The 17,639-nt window shown below is 61.3% G+C and carries 18 protein-coding genes; 10 read left to right on the top strand and 8 right to left on the bottom strand.

Translation table 11 applies throughout. The features are described 5' to 3' along the window. Positions 1 to 50: 50 nt before the first annotated feature. Complete coding sequence (locus ASG68_RS28620) at positions 51 to 653, bottom strand: 50S ribosomal protein L25/general stress protein Ctc (RefSeq protein WP_062576989.1); 603 nt, start codon at positions 651 to 653, stop codon at positions 51 to 53. A 321-nt stretch (positions 654 to 974) separates the two neighbouring features. On the opposite strand from ASG68_RS28620, the gene ASG68_RS28625 reads away from it, so the two are divergent. Then, a complete protein-coding gene (locus ASG68_RS28625; protein WP_062576990.1) occupies positions 975 to 3,074 on the top strand; it encodes a putative bifunctional diguanylate cyclase/phosphodiesterase in 2,100 nt (699 codons plus the stop codon). A gap of 8 nt (positions 3,075 to 3,082) precedes the next feature. Here ASG68_RS28625 and ASG68_RS28630 read toward each other — a convergent pair whose 3' ends face one another. Beyond that, positions 3,083 to 4,270, bottom strand: coding sequence for a benzoate/H(+) symporter BenE family transporter (locus tag ASG68_RS28630; protein WP_062576992.1), 1,188 nt, complete (start codon positions 4,268 to 4,270; stop codon positions 3,083 to 3,085). Positions 4,271 to 4,459: 189 nt separating this feature from the next. Here ASG68_RS28630 and ASG68_RS28635 point away from each other — a divergent pair, with 189 nt between their 5' ends. The 4 genes from ASG68_RS28635 (at position 4,460) to ASG68_RS28650 (ending at position 8,297) form a co-directional block, all read left to right on the top strand. Further along, positions 4,460 to 5,404, top strand: coding sequence for a helix-turn-helix domain-containing protein (locus ASG68_RS28635; RefSeq protein ID WP_062610316.1), 945 nt, complete (start codon positions 4,460 to 4,462; stop codon positions 5,402 to 5,404). Between the two features lie 178 nt (positions 5,405 to 5,582). Next, the gene (gene adh / locus ASG68_RS28640) at positions 5,583 to 7,091 is read left to right on the top strand and encodes an aldehyde dehydrogenase (RefSeq protein ID WP_062576997.1); all 1,509 of its coding nucleotides are present in this window, start codon (positions 5,583 to 5,585) and stop codon (positions 7,089 to 7,091) included. A 115-nt stretch (positions 7,092 to 7,206) separates the two neighbouring features. Beyond that, entirely contained in the window at positions 7,207 to 7,593 is a 387-nt protein-coding gene (locus tag ASG68_RS28645) for a DUF779 domain-containing protein (RefSeq protein ID WP_062577103.1), read from the top strand. Positions 7,594 to 7,706: 113 nt separating this feature from the next. Continuing rightward, positions 7,707 to 8,297 (top strand): GNAT family N-acetyltransferase, encoded by a 591-nt coding sequence (locus ASG68_RS28650; RefSeq protein WP_062576998.1) that lies wholly within the window; start codon positions 7,707 to 7,709, stop codon positions 8,295 to 8,297. Between the two features lie 13 nt (positions 8,298 to 8,310). Here the strand turns inward: ASG68_RS28650 and ASG68_RS28655 are convergent, their stop codons facing one another. The 6 genes from ASG68_RS28655 to lgt form a co-directional block, all read right to left on the bottom strand. Then, positions 8,311 to 9,243, bottom strand: a complete 933-nt coding sequence (locus tag ASG68_RS28655) for a ribose-phosphate pyrophosphokinase (RefSeq protein ID WP_062577000.1) — start codon at positions 9,241 to 9,243, stop codon at positions 8,311 to 8,313. A 226-nt stretch (positions 9,244 to 9,469) separates the two neighbouring features. Then, a complete protein-coding gene (locus tag ASG68_RS28660) occupies positions 9,470 to 10,366 on the bottom strand; it encodes a hypothetical protein (protein WP_062577002.1) in 897 nt (298 codons plus the stop codon). 87 nt (positions 10,367 to 10,453) lie between these two features. Beyond that, positions 10,454 to 11,605, bottom strand: coding sequence for a M24 family metallopeptidase (locus tag ASG68_RS28665; RefSeq protein WP_062577004.1), 1,152 nt, complete (start codon positions 11,603 to 11,605; stop codon positions 10,454 to 10,456). Between the two features lies 1 nt (position 11,606). After that, the gene (gene pgeF, locus ASG68_RS28670; RefSeq protein ID WP_062577005.1) at positions 11,607 to 12,401 is read right to left on the bottom strand and encodes a peptidoglycan editing factor PgeF; all 795 of its coding nucleotides are present in this window, start codon (positions 12,399 to 12,401) and stop codon (positions 11,607 to 11,609) included. A 158-nt stretch (positions 12,402 to 12,559) separates the two neighbouring features. Then, the gene (locus tag ASG68_RS28675; protein WP_062610318.1) at positions 12,560 to 13,654 is read right to left on the bottom strand and encodes a class I SAM-dependent methyltransferase; all 1,095 of its coding nucleotides are present in this window, start codon (positions 13,652 to 13,654) and stop codon (positions 12,560 to 12,562) included. A 10-nt stretch (positions 13,655 to 13,664) separates the two neighbouring features. Further along, positions 13,665 to 14,480, bottom strand: coding sequence for a prolipoprotein diacylglyceryl transferase (lgt, locus tag ASG68_RS28680; RefSeq protein WP_062577104.1), 816 nt, complete (start codon positions 14,478 to 14,480; stop codon positions 13,665 to 13,667). Positions 14,481 to 14,698: 218 nt separating this feature from the next. Here lgt and ASG68_RS28685 point away from each other — a divergent pair, with 218 nt between their 5' ends. From ASG68_RS28685 to ASG68_RS28705, 5 genes are all read left to right on the top strand, one after another. Then, positions 14,699 to 14,959, top strand: coding sequence for an accessory factor UbiK family protein (locus tag ASG68_RS28685; RefSeq protein WP_062577107.1), 261 nt, complete (start codon positions 14,699 to 14,701; stop codon positions 14,957 to 14,959). Positions 14,960 to 15,392: 433 nt separating this feature from the next. Next, positions 15,393 to 15,893, top strand: coding sequence for a YbjN domain-containing protein (locus ASG68_RS28690; protein WP_062577009.1), 501 nt, complete (start codon positions 15,393 to 15,395; stop codon positions 15,891 to 15,893). Positions 15,894 to 15,895: 2 nt separating this feature from the next. Then, a complete protein-coding gene (proC, locus tag ASG68_RS28695; protein ID WP_062577012.1) occupies positions 15,896 to 16,714 on the top strand; it encodes a pyrroline-5-carboxylate reductase in 819 nt (272 codons plus the stop codon). Positions 16,715 to 16,728: 14 nt separating this feature from the next. Beyond that, the gene (locus ASG68_RS28700; protein WP_062577014.1) at positions 16,729 to 17,070 is read left to right on the top strand and encodes a tRNA-binding protein; all 342 of its coding nucleotides are present in this window, start codon (positions 16,729 to 16,731) and stop codon (positions 17,068 to 17,070) included. Between the two features lie 11 nt (positions 17,071 to 17,081). Continuing rightward, entirely contained in the window at positions 17,082 to 17,639 is a 558-nt protein-coding gene (locus tag ASG68_RS28705; RefSeq protein WP_062602499.1) for a dual specificity protein phosphatase family protein, read from the top strand.

Below are 17,639 nucleotides of genomic sequence, written 5' to 3' on the forward strand. Positions count from 1 at the left end.
CCGCCTCACGGGTGTGAGGCGGGCTCTTGATAGAGGCTATGAGGCCAGGATTATTCCGATGCAGGCTCTTCTTCCGTCGTGCCGCCAGCCGGCTGCGCGATGGTTGCGATCGTGAAGTCGCGATCGGTGATGACCGGATGCGCGTTCTTCGGGAGCTTGATGTTGGAAATGTGGATGCCGTCGCCGATCTTCAGGCCGGACAGGTCGGCCGTCAGGAATTCCGGAATGTCGTCGGCCGGAACAACCAGTTCGACTTCGTGGCGAACGATGTTGAGAACACCGCCGATCTTGATGCCCGGGGACTTTTCTTCGTTGACGAAGTGAACCGGAACTTCAACGGTGACGACGCTGTCCTTCGAAACGCGAAGGAAGTCGACATGCATGGTGAAGTCACGGACCGGATCCAGCTGGTAGTCCTTCGGCAGGACGCGGATCTTTTCACCGCCAACTTCGATCGTGGCGATGGTGGTCATGAAACCACCGGCGTGAATTCTCTGGGTGACTTCCTTCGTGGAGAGGGCGATGGAAATCGGAGCCTGCTTGTCGCCATAGATGACAGCAGGAATAAGACCGTTGCGGCGAAGTTCACGGGAGGACCCCTTACCAACCCGTTCGCGCGTTTCGGCCTTGAGCTCGTAGGATGCGTGGCTCATGGTCGTACCTTTCTGGTGTTTTTGGAGAGCTCATCCACTCATGTTATAGGAGCGAATGAACCGAGACTTTTGACGGCCTCATCCGCGTTTGCCTCCAAGGGTGTCTGCGCGGACGCGCGTCCATAACCGAGAACCCGGCAGAATGCAAGCAAAGCTCGGTTTTGATGGAAAATCCGTCCGCAAGTGGCCGTATGGTATGCGTTGCACGTCAGGCGTGATCTCGTTCACTGCTTGATAACCGTCAAATCATGGAAACCTGACTGCGTTAATCTCTTTTAGCGCTTGCATGGCACGTTGCACCCATCTCGAAACAGGTGTGTCATGTTTAAAGTCCTTTCCTGCATCGCGACAGAACATCATTACGGTCTTCTGGCGATTGCAACGCTCGTCTGCATTCTCGGCTCGATCCTGACGATGCGGCTCTATGCCCGCGTTCGTCGGACGGTCGGCGTTCAGAAACTGAACTGGCTGTTCATGGGCGGGGTGATCGGCGGCTCCACGATCTGGACGACGCACTTCATCGCCATGCTGAGCTTTCAGCCATCGCTGCCACATGCCTACGAGCCGATCCTGACCATGACGTCACTTGGCGTCGCCATCGGCATGACTACGCTTGGTTTCCTCGTCACCGCGATCAGAAAGGCTGGCCCGACGATCGAGCTTGGTGGCGCGATCATGGGCGGCGGCATCGCCCTGATGCATTACATGGGCATGTCGGCATACCAGATTGCCGGCCGGATCGAGTGGGATCCCACCTATTATGGCGCCTCGATCGTCCTCGGTATCGTGTTCGGTGCGATCGCTACCAGCCGCATCGCCCGCCCGGTAACACGTTTCTGCAAATATGGCGGTGTGCTGGCAATGATCATCGCAATCGTGTCGATGCATTTCACCGGCATGACCGCGATCACCATTGTTCCGGACCCGTTCGTCTTTATCTCCGCCGAACTCATCTCCGACAGCCTCATGACAGTCATGGTTCTGTCCCTGATGTGCGTGATGCTGGGGCTCGGCGCCTCGACCTATGTCATCGATCTCCACGCCACGCGCGTCGCAGCAGATCGTTTCCGGCATCTGTCGCTGCACGACCCGCTGACCGGTCTGCCCAATCGCGCCGCGTTCGGCGAACATCTCGGCGAGATCATCCGCACCCTGAAGGACGACACGGCGCGCATGGCGGTCCTTTCCTTCGATCTCGATCGTTTCAAGGAGGTCAACGACGTGCATGGTCATGCGGCTGGCGATGCGGTTTTGCGTGCCATTGCGGAGCGTATGTCGGGCGTGCTTGGAGATACCGAATTCGTAGCCCGCATTGGTGGCGACGAATTCGTGGCCATGACCAGCAACTTTTTCATGAAGGCCGATGCAAAGGCCTTTGCCGCAAAGTTGATTTCCGTGATCACCAAGCCGATCGAATGGGAGGGCAGGACCCTTATGGTCGGCACCAGCGTCGGCATCTCCCTGTATCCGCTGGACGCGCGTACGCCTGAAGATCTCCTCGCTCAGGCGGATCTGGCGATGTACCGGGCCAAGGGCGTCGGCTCCAATTCGATCCGGTTCTACGAGCCGTCAATGGACGATGCCGCCCGCGGTCGAAGCATTCTGGCCATGGACATGCGCCAGGGTATCGCGCGCAATGAGTTCGAGCTCTACTACCAGTACCAGAACAATTCGCTGACACGGGACGTCATCGGCTTCGAGGTTCTCCTGCGTTGGAAACATCCGGAACGCGGCATGGTGCCACCGATGGAATTCATTCCGATCGCCGAGAAGAACGGCTTCATCCACGAACTGGGCGATTGGGTGCTCTCGACCGCCTGCCGCGAAGCCGCTTCCTGGAAAAATCCGGTCAAGATCGCCGTCAACGTCGCTCCGGCCCAACTGGCCGACACCAATTTCCCGGCCCGGGTACGCGACATTCTGATGGAAACGGGATTGTCCGCCTCGAGGCTGGAACTGGAGATCACTGAATCCGGCATCGTGGCCGACCAGCAGCATGCATTGCACATCATCCGGCAGTTGAAGCAGCTTGGCGTGAAAATCGCCATGGACGACTATGGTACCGGCTACTCATCGCTCTCGACATTGCAGAATTTTCCGTTCGACAAGATCAAGATCGACCGGGCCTTCATCGATGGCGTGACCAGCAACCGGCAATCCGCCGCCATCGTTCGGTCGACCATCATTCTCGCCCAGAGCCTCGATATTCCGGTTCTCGCCGAGGGGGTTGAAAACGAGGAGCATATGGATTTCCTGCGCAACGAAGGTTGCCTGCAGGTTCAGGGCTATCTCTTCGGCAAGCCCATGCCGCGCTGTGCGATCGAGCACGTTGTCAACGGCGCGGTTCAGGCACCGGTTTCGCCAGTTGACCCCTTCACGGATGAGGATGCCGCGGAAGAAAATCGTTCGGCTGCGGCCTGATCCGGAGATCAGTGCTGCCGGGAGCGGGTGAAACGCGCCAGCGCCAGCATCAGCCCGCCAGCGAGCAGGCCCCAAAAAGCACCGGATATGCCGGCGAAGCTGATGCCGGACGCGGTAACCAGAAAGGTGATCGCGGCGGCTTCCCGATTGTCCTGGTCCTTGAATGCCGCCATGGCAGACCCCGCGAAGGCTCCGACCAGCGCCAGACCCGCAACCGCCTGGATGAGGATGGGTGGAGCAAGGCTGACAAACGCGGTGACGGTGGCGGCGAACGGACCGAGAATGAGGACGTAGCAGACGCCGGAAATCAGCGCCGACCAGTAGCGGCGCGCTGGATCACGATGGGCGTCTTCGCCGGCGCACATCGCCGCGGTAATGGCCGCCAGGTTGACGGCATGACCACCGAACGGCGCGCTGAGCAATGAGAAGACACCGGTGGTCGCGAACAACGGCCCCGGCGATGGCTCGTAACCGTTCACTTTCAGAACCGCGATGCCTGGAATGTTCTGGGACGCCATGGTGACGATGAACAGCGGCAGCCCGATGCTGACGAGGCTGGCCAGATTGAATGTCGGCGTGATCCATTCGACATGCGGGACAAGCGTCGCCGAAATGCGCGCCCAGTTGTCAGCCGGCATCTCGACCCCGAAAGCCAGGACGAGGACGAAGGCGAGGAGGGCGGCGGGAATTGCGAGCAGACGCTTGAAACTGCCGACGATTGCCCAGGCCAGCACGATTGGCAGGCCGAGCAACGGCATGTCGCCGACCGCCTTGACCGGTGCGAAACACAGCCCGATCAGCACGCCCGCCAGCATGGCATTGGCCAGCGAGACCGGAATGGCCGCAACGGCACGTCCAAGTGGCTTCCACAGTCCGGCGATGACGACGAGTGTTGCGCAAATCAGGAACCCGGCAACAGCCGCAGCGAGACCGCCTTCGATCGCTCCGGAACTCGCGAGCAGGGCTGCACCGGGCGTCGACCATGCAATCGCGACCGGCAGTCGCGTGACGGCACTGAGCACGATGGCGCAAAGCCCGAGTGCGATGCAGAGCGCCATCAGCCCGGATGCCGCCTGTGCTTCGGTCGCGCCGACGCCCTGCAAACCGTGAAGCACGACCGCAAAGGAACTGGCAAACCCGACGAAGGCGGTGAGAACGCCCATGAACAGGCTCTGGAGCGAGAAGTCGCGAAGCATTGCGGGAGACCATGATCGATTGACGGAAATCTGCCGTATCATATCGACAGGTTCTGGCAATACCGGGGTGTCTCTCCGGTTCTTGAAAGCTGGTGATCGTCACCGATTTACGACCTTGGTCTCGGTGGACCTCCCGCGACCGATGCACCTATAGTTCTCGATCCCGTCAGCCCTCAGGGAGGAGAGCCGATGAATCATTCCGATCACGTTCACGCCGTCGCACATCATGTTTCGGCGGCCGCAAGCTCGTCGGTTGCCGCATCATGGCGGCGGTGCCTGACTGTCCACGGGTTGGTGCCGGAGGAAGCCCGCACGCCTTTGCGCCTGTCCGAACTGGAATTCGGATACGCGCGTGAAAAATCCGGTTATCTGCTGGAGGAGGCCCAAGGCGAGCTGGATCGGCTGTTTTCGACCGTTGGCAAGGCGGGCTGCTGCCTGCTGTTGACCGACGAAAACGGTATCGCTCTCGAACGCCGGGGCGCTTCCGGCGACGACAAGGATTTTCGCGGTCTTGGCCTCTGGTCGGGAACGATGTGGAGCGAGGCGAGCGTCGGCACCAATGGCATCGGCACAGCGATTGCCGACGAGCGGGCCGTGGTCATCTATCGCGACCAGCATTTCCTCAGTTGCAATACCGGCTTGAGCTGCGCCACCGCGCCAATCCGCGATCATCGTGGCCGCATTACCGCGGCGATCGATGTCTCCACCTGCCGCGACGATGCCGGTGAAATGGCGATGATGCTCTTGTCGCAGGCGGTGCGTGATGCCGCCGCTCGCATCGAGGCCAACCTGTTTCGTCGTGCCTTCAGCGGTGCACGCATCCTGCTGGTGCCGGATGGCAAGAGCAGTCCGGCGCTGCTGGCCATCGACCGCGACGATCTGGTGCTGGGTGCGACCCGTGCCGCTCGCCTGCGCCTCAATCTGGATGATCGCCGCATCGCCACCGGTGTTCCGGCTGCCGATCTTCTGAACGAGACACCGGCGGTGCAGGGCGACGATCTGGTCGATGCCGAGCGCGCGGCATTGCGCCGTGTGCTGTCGCGCGCCAACGGCAATGTCTCGCTGGCCGCCGATACGCTCGGTATCAGCCGCGCGACGCTCTATAGGAAAATGAAGAAGCTTTCCGTCTCCTGACGATTATGGCAGTGCGGCGGGTCTCTACCGCATTGCAGCATGTTTGGTGCCGCGTGCCTGTCTCACATCTGAAACACTTGTCGCACCTTGCCTGCGCTGCCCCACTACCGGCTTTCCCGGTTCCGGCGCACCTTTCTCCCAGCAGATTGTTGGAGTCTGTTTTCGGAGGAGAAATCACATGTTGCATCAGAAAATCGTCGAAAACCCGTTCAAGCAGAAGTATGGCAACTTCATCGGCGGCGAATGGCGCGAACCGGTCAGCGGCCGTTATTTCGACAATACGACGCCGGTGACCGGCGGTGTGCTCTGCCAGATCGCACGGTCGGAAGCCGCCGATATCGAACTGGCGCTGGATGCTGCCCATGCCGCCAAGGACAAGTGGGCCCGCACGTCGACGACGGAACGCGCCAACATTCTGATGAAGATCGCCCAGCGCATGGAAGACAATATCGAGCTTCTGGCGAAGGCCGAGACCTGGGACAACGGCAAGCCGCTGCGCGAAACCATAGCGGCCGACATGCCGCTCGCCATCGATCATTTCCGCTATTTCGCCTCCTGCGTCCGCGCCCAGGAAGGCTCGATCGGCGAGATCGACCATGACACGATCGCCTATCACTTCCACGAGCCGCTTGGCGTTGTCGGCCAGATCATTCCCTGGAACTTCCCGATCCTGATGGCCGCCTGGAAGCTCGCTCCAGCGCTCGCAGCCGGAAACTGCGTCGTCCTCAAGCCCGCCGAACAGACGCCCGCCTCGATCCTCGTCTGGATCGAACTCGTCGGCGACCTCCTGCCACCGGGCGTGCTCAATATCGTCAACGGTTTCGGCCTTGAAGCCGGCAAGCCGCTGGCGACCAATCCGCGCATCAACAAGGTGGCTTTCACCGGCGAGACGTCGACCGGCCGCCTGATCATGCAATATGCCAGCCAGAACCTGATCCCGGTGACGCTGGAGCTTGGTGGGAAGTCGCCGAACATCTTCTTCGAAGACGTCATGCGCGAGGATGACGACTATCTCGACAAGGCGCTCGAAGGTTTCGCGATGTTCGCGCTCAACCAGGGAGAAGTCTGCACCTGCCCAAGCCGCGCGCTCGTCCACGAGAAAATCTACGATCGCTTCATGGAAAAGGCGATCAAGCGCGTTGCTGCGATCAAGCAGGGCAATCCGCTGGACCTTTCGACGATGATCGGCGCGCAGGCCTCCAGTGAGCAATTGGAGAAGATCCTATCCTACATGGATATCGGCAAGCAGGAGGGTGCAGAAGTCCTGATCGGCGGCGAGCGCAACAATCTGGAAGGCGATCTGGCGGGCGGCTTCTACGTCAAGCCGACCGTGTTCAAGGGCCATAACAAGATGCGCATCTTTCAGGAGGAAATCTTCGGGCCGGTCGTCTCCGTGACGACCTTCAAGACCGACGAGGAAGCGCTGGAAATCGCCAACGACACGCTTTACGGCCTCGGCTCGGGTGTCTGGAGCCGCGATGCCAACCGCTGCTACAATTTCGGCCGCAACATCCAGGCTGGTCGCGTCTGGACCAATTGCTATCACGCCTATCCGGCGCATGCCGCGTTCGGCGGTTACAAGCAGTCCGGCATCGGTCGCGAGACCCACAAGATGATGCTCGATCATTACCAGCAGACCAAGAACATGCTGGTGAGCTACAGCCCCAAGGCTCTGGGTTTCTTCTGATCTATTGCACCTCCCCTTGAGGGGAGGTCGCAGCGAAGCTGCGGGTGGGGTGACCTCTTACAAGCCTCCGAGGATCACCCCACCCCGGACCGCAATGGCCACCAAGGATCAAACCATGACCGACACGATCGACGGCGAACCGCGCGTCCTTGCAACCGACGAGGCGCTCGGATTTATCAAGGAAATCCAGCGCGATCATCCGCATGTACTGTTCCATCAGTCGGGCGGGTGCTGCGATGGCTCCTCGCCGATGCTGTATCCGGCCGACGACTACATTGTCGGTGACCACGACATCAGGCTCGGCGAGATCGGCGGCGTGCCGGTCTATATCAGCGCCAGCCAGTTCGAGGTCTGGCGCCACACGCAACTGATCATCGATGTCGTGCCGGGCCGGGGCGGCATGTTCTCGCTCGACAACGGACGCGAGAAGCGGTTTCTGACCCGCTCGAAACTGTTCAACGGCGGCGAGGCATGCGCCATTCCGATCGTCAAGCGCAGTTGATATTTCCGAATTGCTGATATGCGTCGTCGAGTGACGGCGCATCTGGACGGGTCGTTCGCCATGTGCATGATGCGCCACGCACCCCATGGCCGAACGTAAAGACAGAGACCAGCATGCTTGACAATGGCTATCACGACGTACCCGCCGACAAGCTCGTGACCGTCGTTACGCACCTGCAGATGCTTGAGAAACCCGAGCCGCGCGGAGAGGCGAAAGGGCCGTGGACGTTGCGCCGCGTCGAGATGATCGATCTGGAGGCTTACCGCGATATCCAGCGCAAGATCGGTGCCGAATGGCTCTGGGCCTCCCGTCTCGAAATGACTGATGAGGAACTGGCCTCCAACGTGCATGCGCAGGATGTCGAACTGCACCTTCTCGAAGTAGGCGGTCTGGTCGAAGGCATTGCCGAGCTCGACTTCCGCAAGTCCGGCGAATGTGAAATGGCCTTCTTCGGCGTCTCGTCCGCGCTGATGGGAACGGGCGCCGGGCGCTGGCTGATGAACCGCGCCATCGATCTGTCCTGGAGCAATCCGATCGAGCGATTCTGGCTGCATACCTGCACGCTGGACAGCCCGCAGGCACTGCCGTTCTACACCCGCTCCGGCTTCACACCGTTCCGGCGGCAGGTGGAAGTCTTCGACGATCCACGTCTGAAGGGCAACGTTCCGCGTACGGCGGCGCCACAGCTACCGATTCTTGTTTGAGACGTGAGGCGTCTCAGTCGAACAGGCTGGAGACCGATTCTTCCTGGCTGGTGCGGTTGATCGCTTCGCCGATCAGGCTGGCGGTCGAGATGACGCGGATATTGTGGGCCGACTGGACAGCCGTGGTCGGCTGGATCGAGTCGGTGATCACCAGTTCCTTCAGCTTCGACGACGTAACGCGGGCAACCGCGCCGCCGGACAGCACACCATGGGTGATATAGGCAGTGACGCTCGTCGCTCCGTTCTTCAGCAGCGCCTCAGCAGCGTTGCAGAGCGTGCCGCCGGAATCGACGATGTCGTCGATCAGCAGACAGTCCTTGCCGGTGACGTCACCAATGACGTTCATGACCTCGGATTCGCCGGCGCGCTCGCGGCGCTTATCGACGATCGCCAGCTGGCAGTCGAGGCGCTTGGCCAGGGCGCGGGCGCGGACAACACCGCCGACGTCCGGAGAGACGACCATGACGTTCTTCAAGTCGTAGTTTTCCTTGACGTCGCGCGACAGGATCGGCACGGCGTAGAGGTTGTCGGTCGGGATGTCGAAGAAGCCCTGGATCTGGCCGGCGTGAAGATCGAGCGTCAGCACGCGGTCGGCGCCGGCTTCGGTGATCAGGTTGGCGACCAGCTTGGCCGAGATCGGCGTGCGCGGACCGGGTTTGCGATCCTGGCGGGCATAACCGAAATAGGGGATGACGGCGGTGATGCGGCGGGCTGACGAGCGGCGCATGGCGTCGATCATGATCAGCAGTTCCATCAGGTGGTCATTGGTCGGGAAAGACGTGGACTGGACGACGAAAACGTCCTCGCCGCGCACATTTTCCTGAATTTCCACGAAGATTTCCTGGTCTGCAAACCGTCTGACGGTCGCTTTGCCCAGGGGCAGGTTAAGATAATTGCAGATCGCTTCGGCCAGATGCCGGTTCGAGTTGCCTGCGAAAACCTTCATAGATGGTCCGCCTGTGCTGGCGCGGTCGTCGCCGCGCAATTCCGTAAGCCGAGCCCGGGTCTCGATCGTCCCAAGCTCATGCGCGCTTCATAACGTCCCTGACTTTGAATGCAAGGGGATTGCCGCGTTGCAGCGTAGTTTATCCTAAAAAGTTTTTAACGGGCGTGTCACTGGTGTGACGGCAACCGTCGAATCTTGATCGACAGAACAGCAATGAATACCCGGGTCAGCCGGCGTTGCCGTCGCGCCAGCCGAGATAGGCGTTGATCGTCTTGGTGGCGATGCCCTGCATCATCTGCGCCGGAACTGCCGACCAGAGATCGGCAGCCGCGCCATCGACAGCATCCTGTCCCTGGATGCGGTGAAGGCGGTTGCCGGAATTATCGAGCACGTCCCAGACGTAGACCACCGTCGTCTTGTTGCCGTCCTTGAAGGCCGAGAAATAGCCCTTGAGGATATGTCGGCTTGACGGATCGGATGCACTCTTGATCGTCAGCCCGTGCGAACGTGCCTCGGCACCAAGCTGCTTGGACAGTGGCGTCACGGCCTCGACCGGCGCGCCGATGATCGGCAGGAAGCGGATCGTGCCCGAGGCTGCGGCCGGTGCGATCGACGCGGACTTCTGTGGTTGCTGTGCCGGCTCTTCGGCCTGTGTCGTTTGGTCGGCGACGCGCTGCGGTTCGCTGGACTGCTCGACCGGGGGCGCATCGTCGAGCGACGCGGTCTGTTCCGGTTCGACGATCGGTGCGCTACGGGTCACCTGCCGCTCCTGCGCCGGGATTTCGCCCTGTTGCAGGCGGCCGGCCTGCGCATCGAGCGAACCGGCCGGATCCGTGTAGTCGCTGTCGCTCGGGGCAAGCACCGTGCCTGTCGGGCCTTCGTTAAATCCCTGTTGCTGCGCGGAGGACGCGGCAAGCGCGCTGCTTTGCACGGGCATCGTTGCCTGCGGCGTCGTATAGGCCGTCTGTTCCGACATGGTGTCGAGATCGTGCTGATTGACCGGTGGCGAAACAAACGTGCCGCCACCGACATCGACCTGCGGTGTCAGCGCATCCATGCTGTTGCAGCCCGAAAGAGCTGCAACCATTCCAAGGCCCGCAAAAAGCGCAATCAGCTTAGGCATATTTCTACCGTCCGGTTTCCTCGGTGACAGAATGTCTGAAGGCCCCCACCTTCTTCTGTCGATCAGGAACACGATAGATCAAGTTTCCTAAGCAGAGATGAAGTCCAGTCCGTAGCGGGAAAGCGGCTTCGGCGCGCCGTCGGTGGTGAGGTAGGTCTGGCCGAGCGTCATGGCCGTGCCGCTGTCGGAATCCATGATAATCATGTGCACGAACAGCGACATGTCGGGCAGAATCTCCTGCGGATTGCCCACATGGAACATCTGCTGCTCCATCCAGGATGGCGAGAAGCGGGCGCCGAGCGAGTAGCCGCAGGCGTTCAGACGGTGACGGGTGAGGCCACGCTCGTCCATGATCTTGGAATGGATGTCGAAGACGGTGCCGAAGGTGTTGCCGGGCCGCAGCACCATCTCGATCGCCTGGATGGTTTCGCGGCAGGCGCTGTAGAGTTCGCGGTGGCGGTTTGTCGGCTCGCCGATCACGATCGTCCGCATCATCGCCGCATGATAGTGGGCGCTGACACCGGCCCATTCCAGTGTGAGCTGGTCCTGGGCTTCCAGCGTCCGGCGGCCTGCCTTGTAGCGGCAGAGGAGCGCGTCGGCACCGGAGCCGATGATGAATTCGTTGGCCGGATAGTCTCCGCCGCCGGCAAAGACGGCGCCCTGCATGGCAGCCAGGATCGCAGCCTCGTCACCGCCGGCATGGATGAGCGGGATCGCCGCATCCAGCGCGTCGTCGGCAAGGCTCGCCGCCTTCTCGACATGGACGATTTCGGCTGCGCTCTTGATCAGCCGCAGACGGCCGACCAGCATCGAGGCATCGACGATCTCGCCGAAGCTCATCAACTGGTTGTCGAGCAGACGGGCGATGCGTCCGGTCATGCCATGCGTGTCGTATTCGACACCGATGCGGGCACCGAGCAGATCGAGTTCGCTCAGGAGATTCTTGAGGTCCATGGTCGGATCGGCGTTGACGCGGTCAACCCAGACCTCGACACGCTCGATGTTCGACGTATGCTTGGCCTGACGCAGGTCGGCCGAGCGGGTCAGCAGCACCATCGAACCATCGGCCTTCACCACCAGCGTCTGGAAGAAGCAATAGCCGAACGTGTCGTAGCCGGTCAGCCAGTACATGCTTTCCTGGGCGAAAAGCAGCATGGCGCCGAGCTTCTCTTCCTTCATCTTGGCGGTCAGGCGCTCTAACCGCGCCGCGTATTCGTCCTGCGTGAAGTGCAGTGCCATGTCATGCCTCCCGAATGGAAATTGCAGAAATCTGCCGGCCATAGTCCGGCTCGCTGCGATGGGTTGTGCGACGATAGGAGAAGAAGCGCTCCTCGTCCGCATAAGTGCAAATATCGAGATTTTCCGCCGTCACGCCAGCATCGGTCAGCCGTTTTTTCGTCAATCCCGGCAGGTCGAACATCGCGTGTCCCTCGCGCTCCGACGGTGTGAAGAAACCGGCGTAAGCCGGGTCCTTCTCCAGGAAGCGCTCGACGAACTCGGCGCCGACCTCGTAGTTTCTGCGGCTGATCGACGGGCCGAGGCAGGCGACGATGCGTTCGCGCTCAGCCCCGAGCGCAACCATGGCGTCGATGGTGTTTTCGAGCACGCCGGTCAGCGCACCCTTCCAGCCGGCATGGGCCGCCCCGATCACACCGGCTTGCGGGTCGGCGAACAGCACGGGGCCGCAATCGGCCGAGAGCACGCCGAGAACGAGACCGGGCGTCGCTGTCACCAGCGCATCGGCCTGCGGCCGGGCGCCGTCATAGCCGGCGTCGACAACGATGGCGTCGGGGGAATGAACCTGGTGGACGGTGGCGAGTCTGTCCACATCCGCACCGAACCAGGCGCTGACGCGGGCGCGGTTCTCCTCGACACGCTCGCGCGCATCGTTCGAGCCAAGGCCGACATTCAGGCCACGATAGAGCCCTTCCGAAACACCGCCTTCGCGGGTGAAATAGCCGTGGCGGATGCAGTTTCCGGCCTTGTCAGTGAGAAGCGGGCTCTGGACAGGCGAGGGCAAGGCATCATCCTTCATCGGTGGTTTTGCCCTTTCAAAATGCTGCAATACGGTGGGTTTTCGGGCGTGTGGTTCTTATCGGCCCCGAGTGATTTGGCCGGATGTTGGCCTTCGGGACCGCCGCTGTCAATCCGTTGAAGCGACCGGAAATGTCGCCCCCTGCCAGTGCGGACGACCTATTTCTGGAAAGGCACGAGTGCGACATTCGGGCTGCTGACAGCGAGAACCTTGAACAGTTCGCCCATTTTTCCGACGCCGGCGCCTGCCAGTCTTTCGGCATCCGCCCGGATGTTTTCCTGGGTTTCGGCATCCTTGTCACGGCCGAGTGCCGAGGCGCGTTCGGCAAGCCCGAGCGCCAGCAGGAAATCGCCCTGATAGGTCAGGCCGTTGATCTGCAGGCCCTCGGCCACCGAACGGCGCGCCAGCTGTTCGAAATCGACATGGCTGGTGACGTCGGCTTCGCCGGGATGTTTCAGCGGCGGGTCGAATTCGTGGTCACGTACAGCTTGCAGCGTATCTCCGAGCCCTGTCGCCATATGGCCGTAGTCGATGATTAGGCCGGTTCCACCGCCGGTGCGGATGCGGCTTGCCACAGCGGCCATGACGGCATCGCGAGCCGGAGCGATTTCGAAAATGGTACCGAGCGGCGCCGTCTGAGCCGATGGGGGCAGGAGCACCGGATCGATCCCGGCAACGCCAGCGGCAAACATCAGTTCGCCATCGGCATCGAGGCCGATCAGGCGTTCCTTGAATCCCTGCGCCGTCTTGACGAACTGACGGATCGGGATGGCATCGAACAGTTCGTTGGCAACGAGCAGCAGGAAGCCGTCCGGCAGCGTGTCGAAACTGTCGTGCCAGTCGAGCTTAAACTTGTGGGCGACCAGCGTCTGCTGCTGCGCCTTCTGCAGCCGCTCGCTGGTCTCTACCAGATGCACGCTGGCTGCATCATAAAGGGCAGGGGAAAGCTTGCCGATCACGCGCAGGATATCGGACATCATCGTGCCACGGCCGGGGCCGATCTCGGCGATGATGACCGGGCTCGGTTCGCCATGCCGCTGCCAGGCCTGCACGAGGAAGATGCCGATCATTTCGCCGAACAGCTGGCTAATTTCCGGCGCGGTGATGAAATCGCCGGACCGGCCGAACGGCTCGCGGGTCTTGTAGTAGCCGTATTCCGGGTCGGCGAGGCACAGCGAGAAATAGTCGGTCACGCTGATCGGGCCGTTGGCCAGGATGATGGACTTGATCTTTTCTCCCAGAGGCGTCGTCATCCAGCCCCCTTCATGCCGTTGCCGGGGCTGCGCGACGCGCCCGCAGCACGGCCCAGAGACCGATAAGCACCATCGGCAACGACAGAAGCATGCCCATCGTCAGCCAGTTGCCCAGAAGATAGCCGAGCTGCGCATCCGGCTCGCGGAAGAACTCGACGAAGATGCGTGACAGGCCGTAACCCGTGACGAAGATGCCGCAGACGAGGCCCGGAACTTTCAGGGCATGGCGCCGGTAGATCATCACGGCAAGCACGGTCAGCAACAGCAGGCCTTCGAGTGCTGCTTCGTACAACTGGCTCGGATGGCGTGCGAAGGGACCCCCGGTCGGGAAGACCACGGCCCACGGCATGGACGACAGCCGGCCCCAGAGTTCGGCATTGATGAAGTTGGCTACGCGGCCGAAGAAGAGGCCGATCGGCACGGCGGCGGAGATGATATCGAACAGGCTCCAGACCGGGATACTATGGCGGCGGGCAAACAGGATCATGGCGATCATGGTGCCGATCAGGCCGCCATGGAAGGACATGCCGCCGTTCCAGATTTCCAGTGCCCGGATCGGGTTGGCGAGCACGCTGGGTAGATCGTAGAACAGGATGTATCCGATACGCCCGCCCAGGACGACGCCGGCGGCGACCCAGATCAGGAAGTCATCGAGCTGTGCTTCGGTTGCCGCAGGGTTGCCGTTCGCCCAGAGCGACGTGTTGCGCACCAGCCTGCGGGCATATTGCCAGCCGATCAGGATGCCCGCGACATAGGCAAGGCCGTACCAGTGGATCTGCAAGGGGCCAATGGAAATCAGCACCGGATCGATATCCGGGAAAGGCATGATCGAGAAGATTGTCGGTATTGTTTCCAAGGTCTTGCTTCATTCCAGTCAATTGTTTGGCGGAACACTGCCTTTCCGGCATGGCAGGGTCAAGGCGCGGCGCCTGCGGCAAAGGCGGTCATCCCGGTATTTTTCCTTGCATCGGGCGACCTGTCCCCCTACCTCCTGTTTCAAGCCGGTCAATCCGGCAGATGGACGACGGATCGGAGATCAAGACGATGAGCACAGGCGCAAACCGTATTCTGGATGATTTCGCCAAGTTGATGACGGATGCCGCGGGCGCAGCCCAGGGCGTCCGCAAGGAGATGGAAACCGTGTTTCGCGCCCAGGGTGAGCGGCTGCTCAACTCCATGGATGTGGTGAAGCGCGAGGAGTTCGAAGTGGTCCGCGACATGGCGCTCAAGGCACGCGAAGAAAACGACGCGCTTCTGGCCCGGATCGCGGCGCTCGAGGCGCGGCTCAACGAAGCCGGAAAGTAACGAATCCGAGGCGGCGGCGCGGATTGTGTCGCCGCCTTCGATACGGCTGCCCGGCATGCGCCCCATCGTGGCACAGGCAGCCATTTTCAGCCGCGCTGTCGGCGATAATCTTCATAATTTTTTTACCCTGTGGACACTGTCAAAAAACGCTGATGGCAGAGTCCTTTAAGACGCCGTGCTGAATCAATTTCGCAGAGCATATCCACAACCTCCGGCGCTATTTTCCATGCGGGGGGCTTTCATGCGGACTCCGGCGTTATACACTGATTTTAAATGATGATTCGAAACGGATCACGCAAGCTCCAGGCAGGGTATGTCAGCCAGGATGGTCGTGTTTCCGGTAATCATAAGTGTTTGTTTCTGGTGTTTGAGTTTGCAGCCTCGTGTGTGAACGCGATGACGCATGCCCGCACTGGGACTTTTGGGGTGATGCATGAGCCTGATGGAACTGGAACTTGAGCGCCAATCGAACCCGGTCGATATGATCGAGTTTGTCGCTGCCAACAATGACTGGTGCTTCGAGCGCTCGGGCGAAGACGAAATCGCCATGAACGTCGAGGGCAAGTGGACAGACTACCACGTATCCTTCTCGTGGATGGAAGAGTTTGAGGCCCTGCATCTGGCCTGCGCCTTCGACATCAAGGTTCCCGAAAGCCGCGTCAACGAAGTCATCCGGCTTCTCTCCCATATCAACGGCCAAGTGCTGATGGGCCATTTCGACCTGTGGCGTCAGGAAGATGTCGTGATCTTCCGCCAGTCGCTGCTTCTGTCGGGCGGTGCGGAGCCCACCAACCAGCAGGTCGAGGTGCTCCTGTCGAGCGCGCTCGAAGCCTGCGAATCCTATTTTCAGGCCTTCCAGTTCGTCGTCTGGTCCGGTATCGATGCGCAGAGCGCGGTTGAAGCCGTGATGTTCGAGACTGTTGGAGAGGCGTGATCATGACGGTGAATGCAGCGGGGCCGATCATTCTCATCGGCGCGGGCAACATGGGCGGCGCGATGCTCGCCGGTTGGCTGAAAAGCGGCATTTCTGGTTCTGACCTTCTCGTTATCGATCCCGGCCCGCCGCCGGCCATGGCCAAGCTGATCGCCGACAACGGCGCGCGTCATGTGACGGCTGCGCCCGAAGGCCTGAAGGCGGGCGTTCTCTTCCTCGCGGTCAAGCCGCAGGTGATGGGCGCGGTCCTGCCGCCGCTGAAAAGCCTTGTTGGCCCCGAGACAGTTGTGGTCTCGGTCGCGGCCGGCACTACGCTGTCCTTCATGCAATCGCATCTCGGCGAAGCCGCTATGGTTCGTGCCATGCCGAACACACCGGCGATGATCGGCCGTGGTGTCACCGGCGCCTTTGCCAATGGCGCGGTCTCCGCCGAAAAACGCGAACTCGTGCATAATCTTCTAAAAGTTTCCGGTCCCGTCGAATGGGTCCAGACCGAGGCCGATATCGATGCGGTCACTGCCGTGTCGGGCAGCGGTCCGGCCTATGTCTTTTATCTCGTCGAGTGCATGGCGGAGGCTGGTCGCAAGGCCGGTCTCGAGGCGGACCTCGCCATGCGGCTTGCGCGGGAAACCGTCGCGGGGGCTGGTGAACTCCTACATCAGTCCCCCGATGACGCCTCCAGGCTGCGCCAGAACGTGACGTCTCCCGGCGGCACCACGGCGGCGGCCCTCAATATCCTCATGGCCGATGACGGCATGCAGCCTCTATTCGACAAGGCGATTGCCGCCGCCCGCAAGCGGGCGGAAGAACTGGCCGGTTAATTCGGGACTACTCCATGACCGAGACCATCACCTACGCCGATTTCGAGCGCGTCGATATTCGTACCGGCACCATCGTCGAAGCGTCACCCTTTCCGGAGGCGCGCAAGCCGGCGATCAAGATCGTCATCGATTTCGGACCGGATATCGGCCTGAAGAAATCCTCGGCGCAGATCACCACGCATTACACGCCGGAGACGCTGGTCGGCCGGCAGGTGCTCGGTGTCGTCAACTTTCCGCCGCGCCAGATTGGCCCCTTCCGCTCCGAAGTGCTAACGCTCGGCTTCGAGGATGAGGCCGGCGCCATCGTTCTCGCCGCGACCGACAAGCCGGTACCGAACGGCAAGCGGCTCCTGTAAGGACAATCCCCATGGACCTGAATGCCGTCCGCGAATTCGTCCGTGTCACCTGCCTGCGCGACACGGCGATGGTGGCTGGTGATTGGCAGGCGACCCATGTCGTCTCGCTGCTCGATCCGGAACTCAACGACGAACTCGTGCCGCGCATCGAGCGCGTAAGGCATCATGTCGTGCGCCTGCGCGACCAGGAAAATCCACTGGCGACCACGCATTTTCCCGATGCCATCACAGCCTTCTTCAACGATGTCCTTCCGGCGATCGACGCTGATGGTAGCCGCATCCTCGTCCATTGCCACGCCGGCGTCAGCCGCTCGACCGCCTTCGCCTATGGCGTTCTCGCCCACCGTTTCGGCGCCGGGCGCGAGGACGATGCGTTTGCGGCTCTGATGTCGATCGTCAATAAGCCCTGGCCGAACCGCCGCATCATCGAGATCTTCGACGCCCATTGGCAGAGGGATGGGCGCTTGCTGGCGCCACTCGACGCGATGCGCCAAAAGCATCCCAGGCGTATCGATGCCTGGCACCGTTTCAACGCACGACGTGGAATGGGCGGCGGTTATTCTCGGTAA

The sequence above is a fragment of the Rhizobium sp. Leaf453 genome (assembly GCF_001425605.1).
Lineage (GTDB): Bacteria > Pseudomonadota > Alphaproteobacteria > Rhizobiales > Rhizobiaceae > Pararhizobium.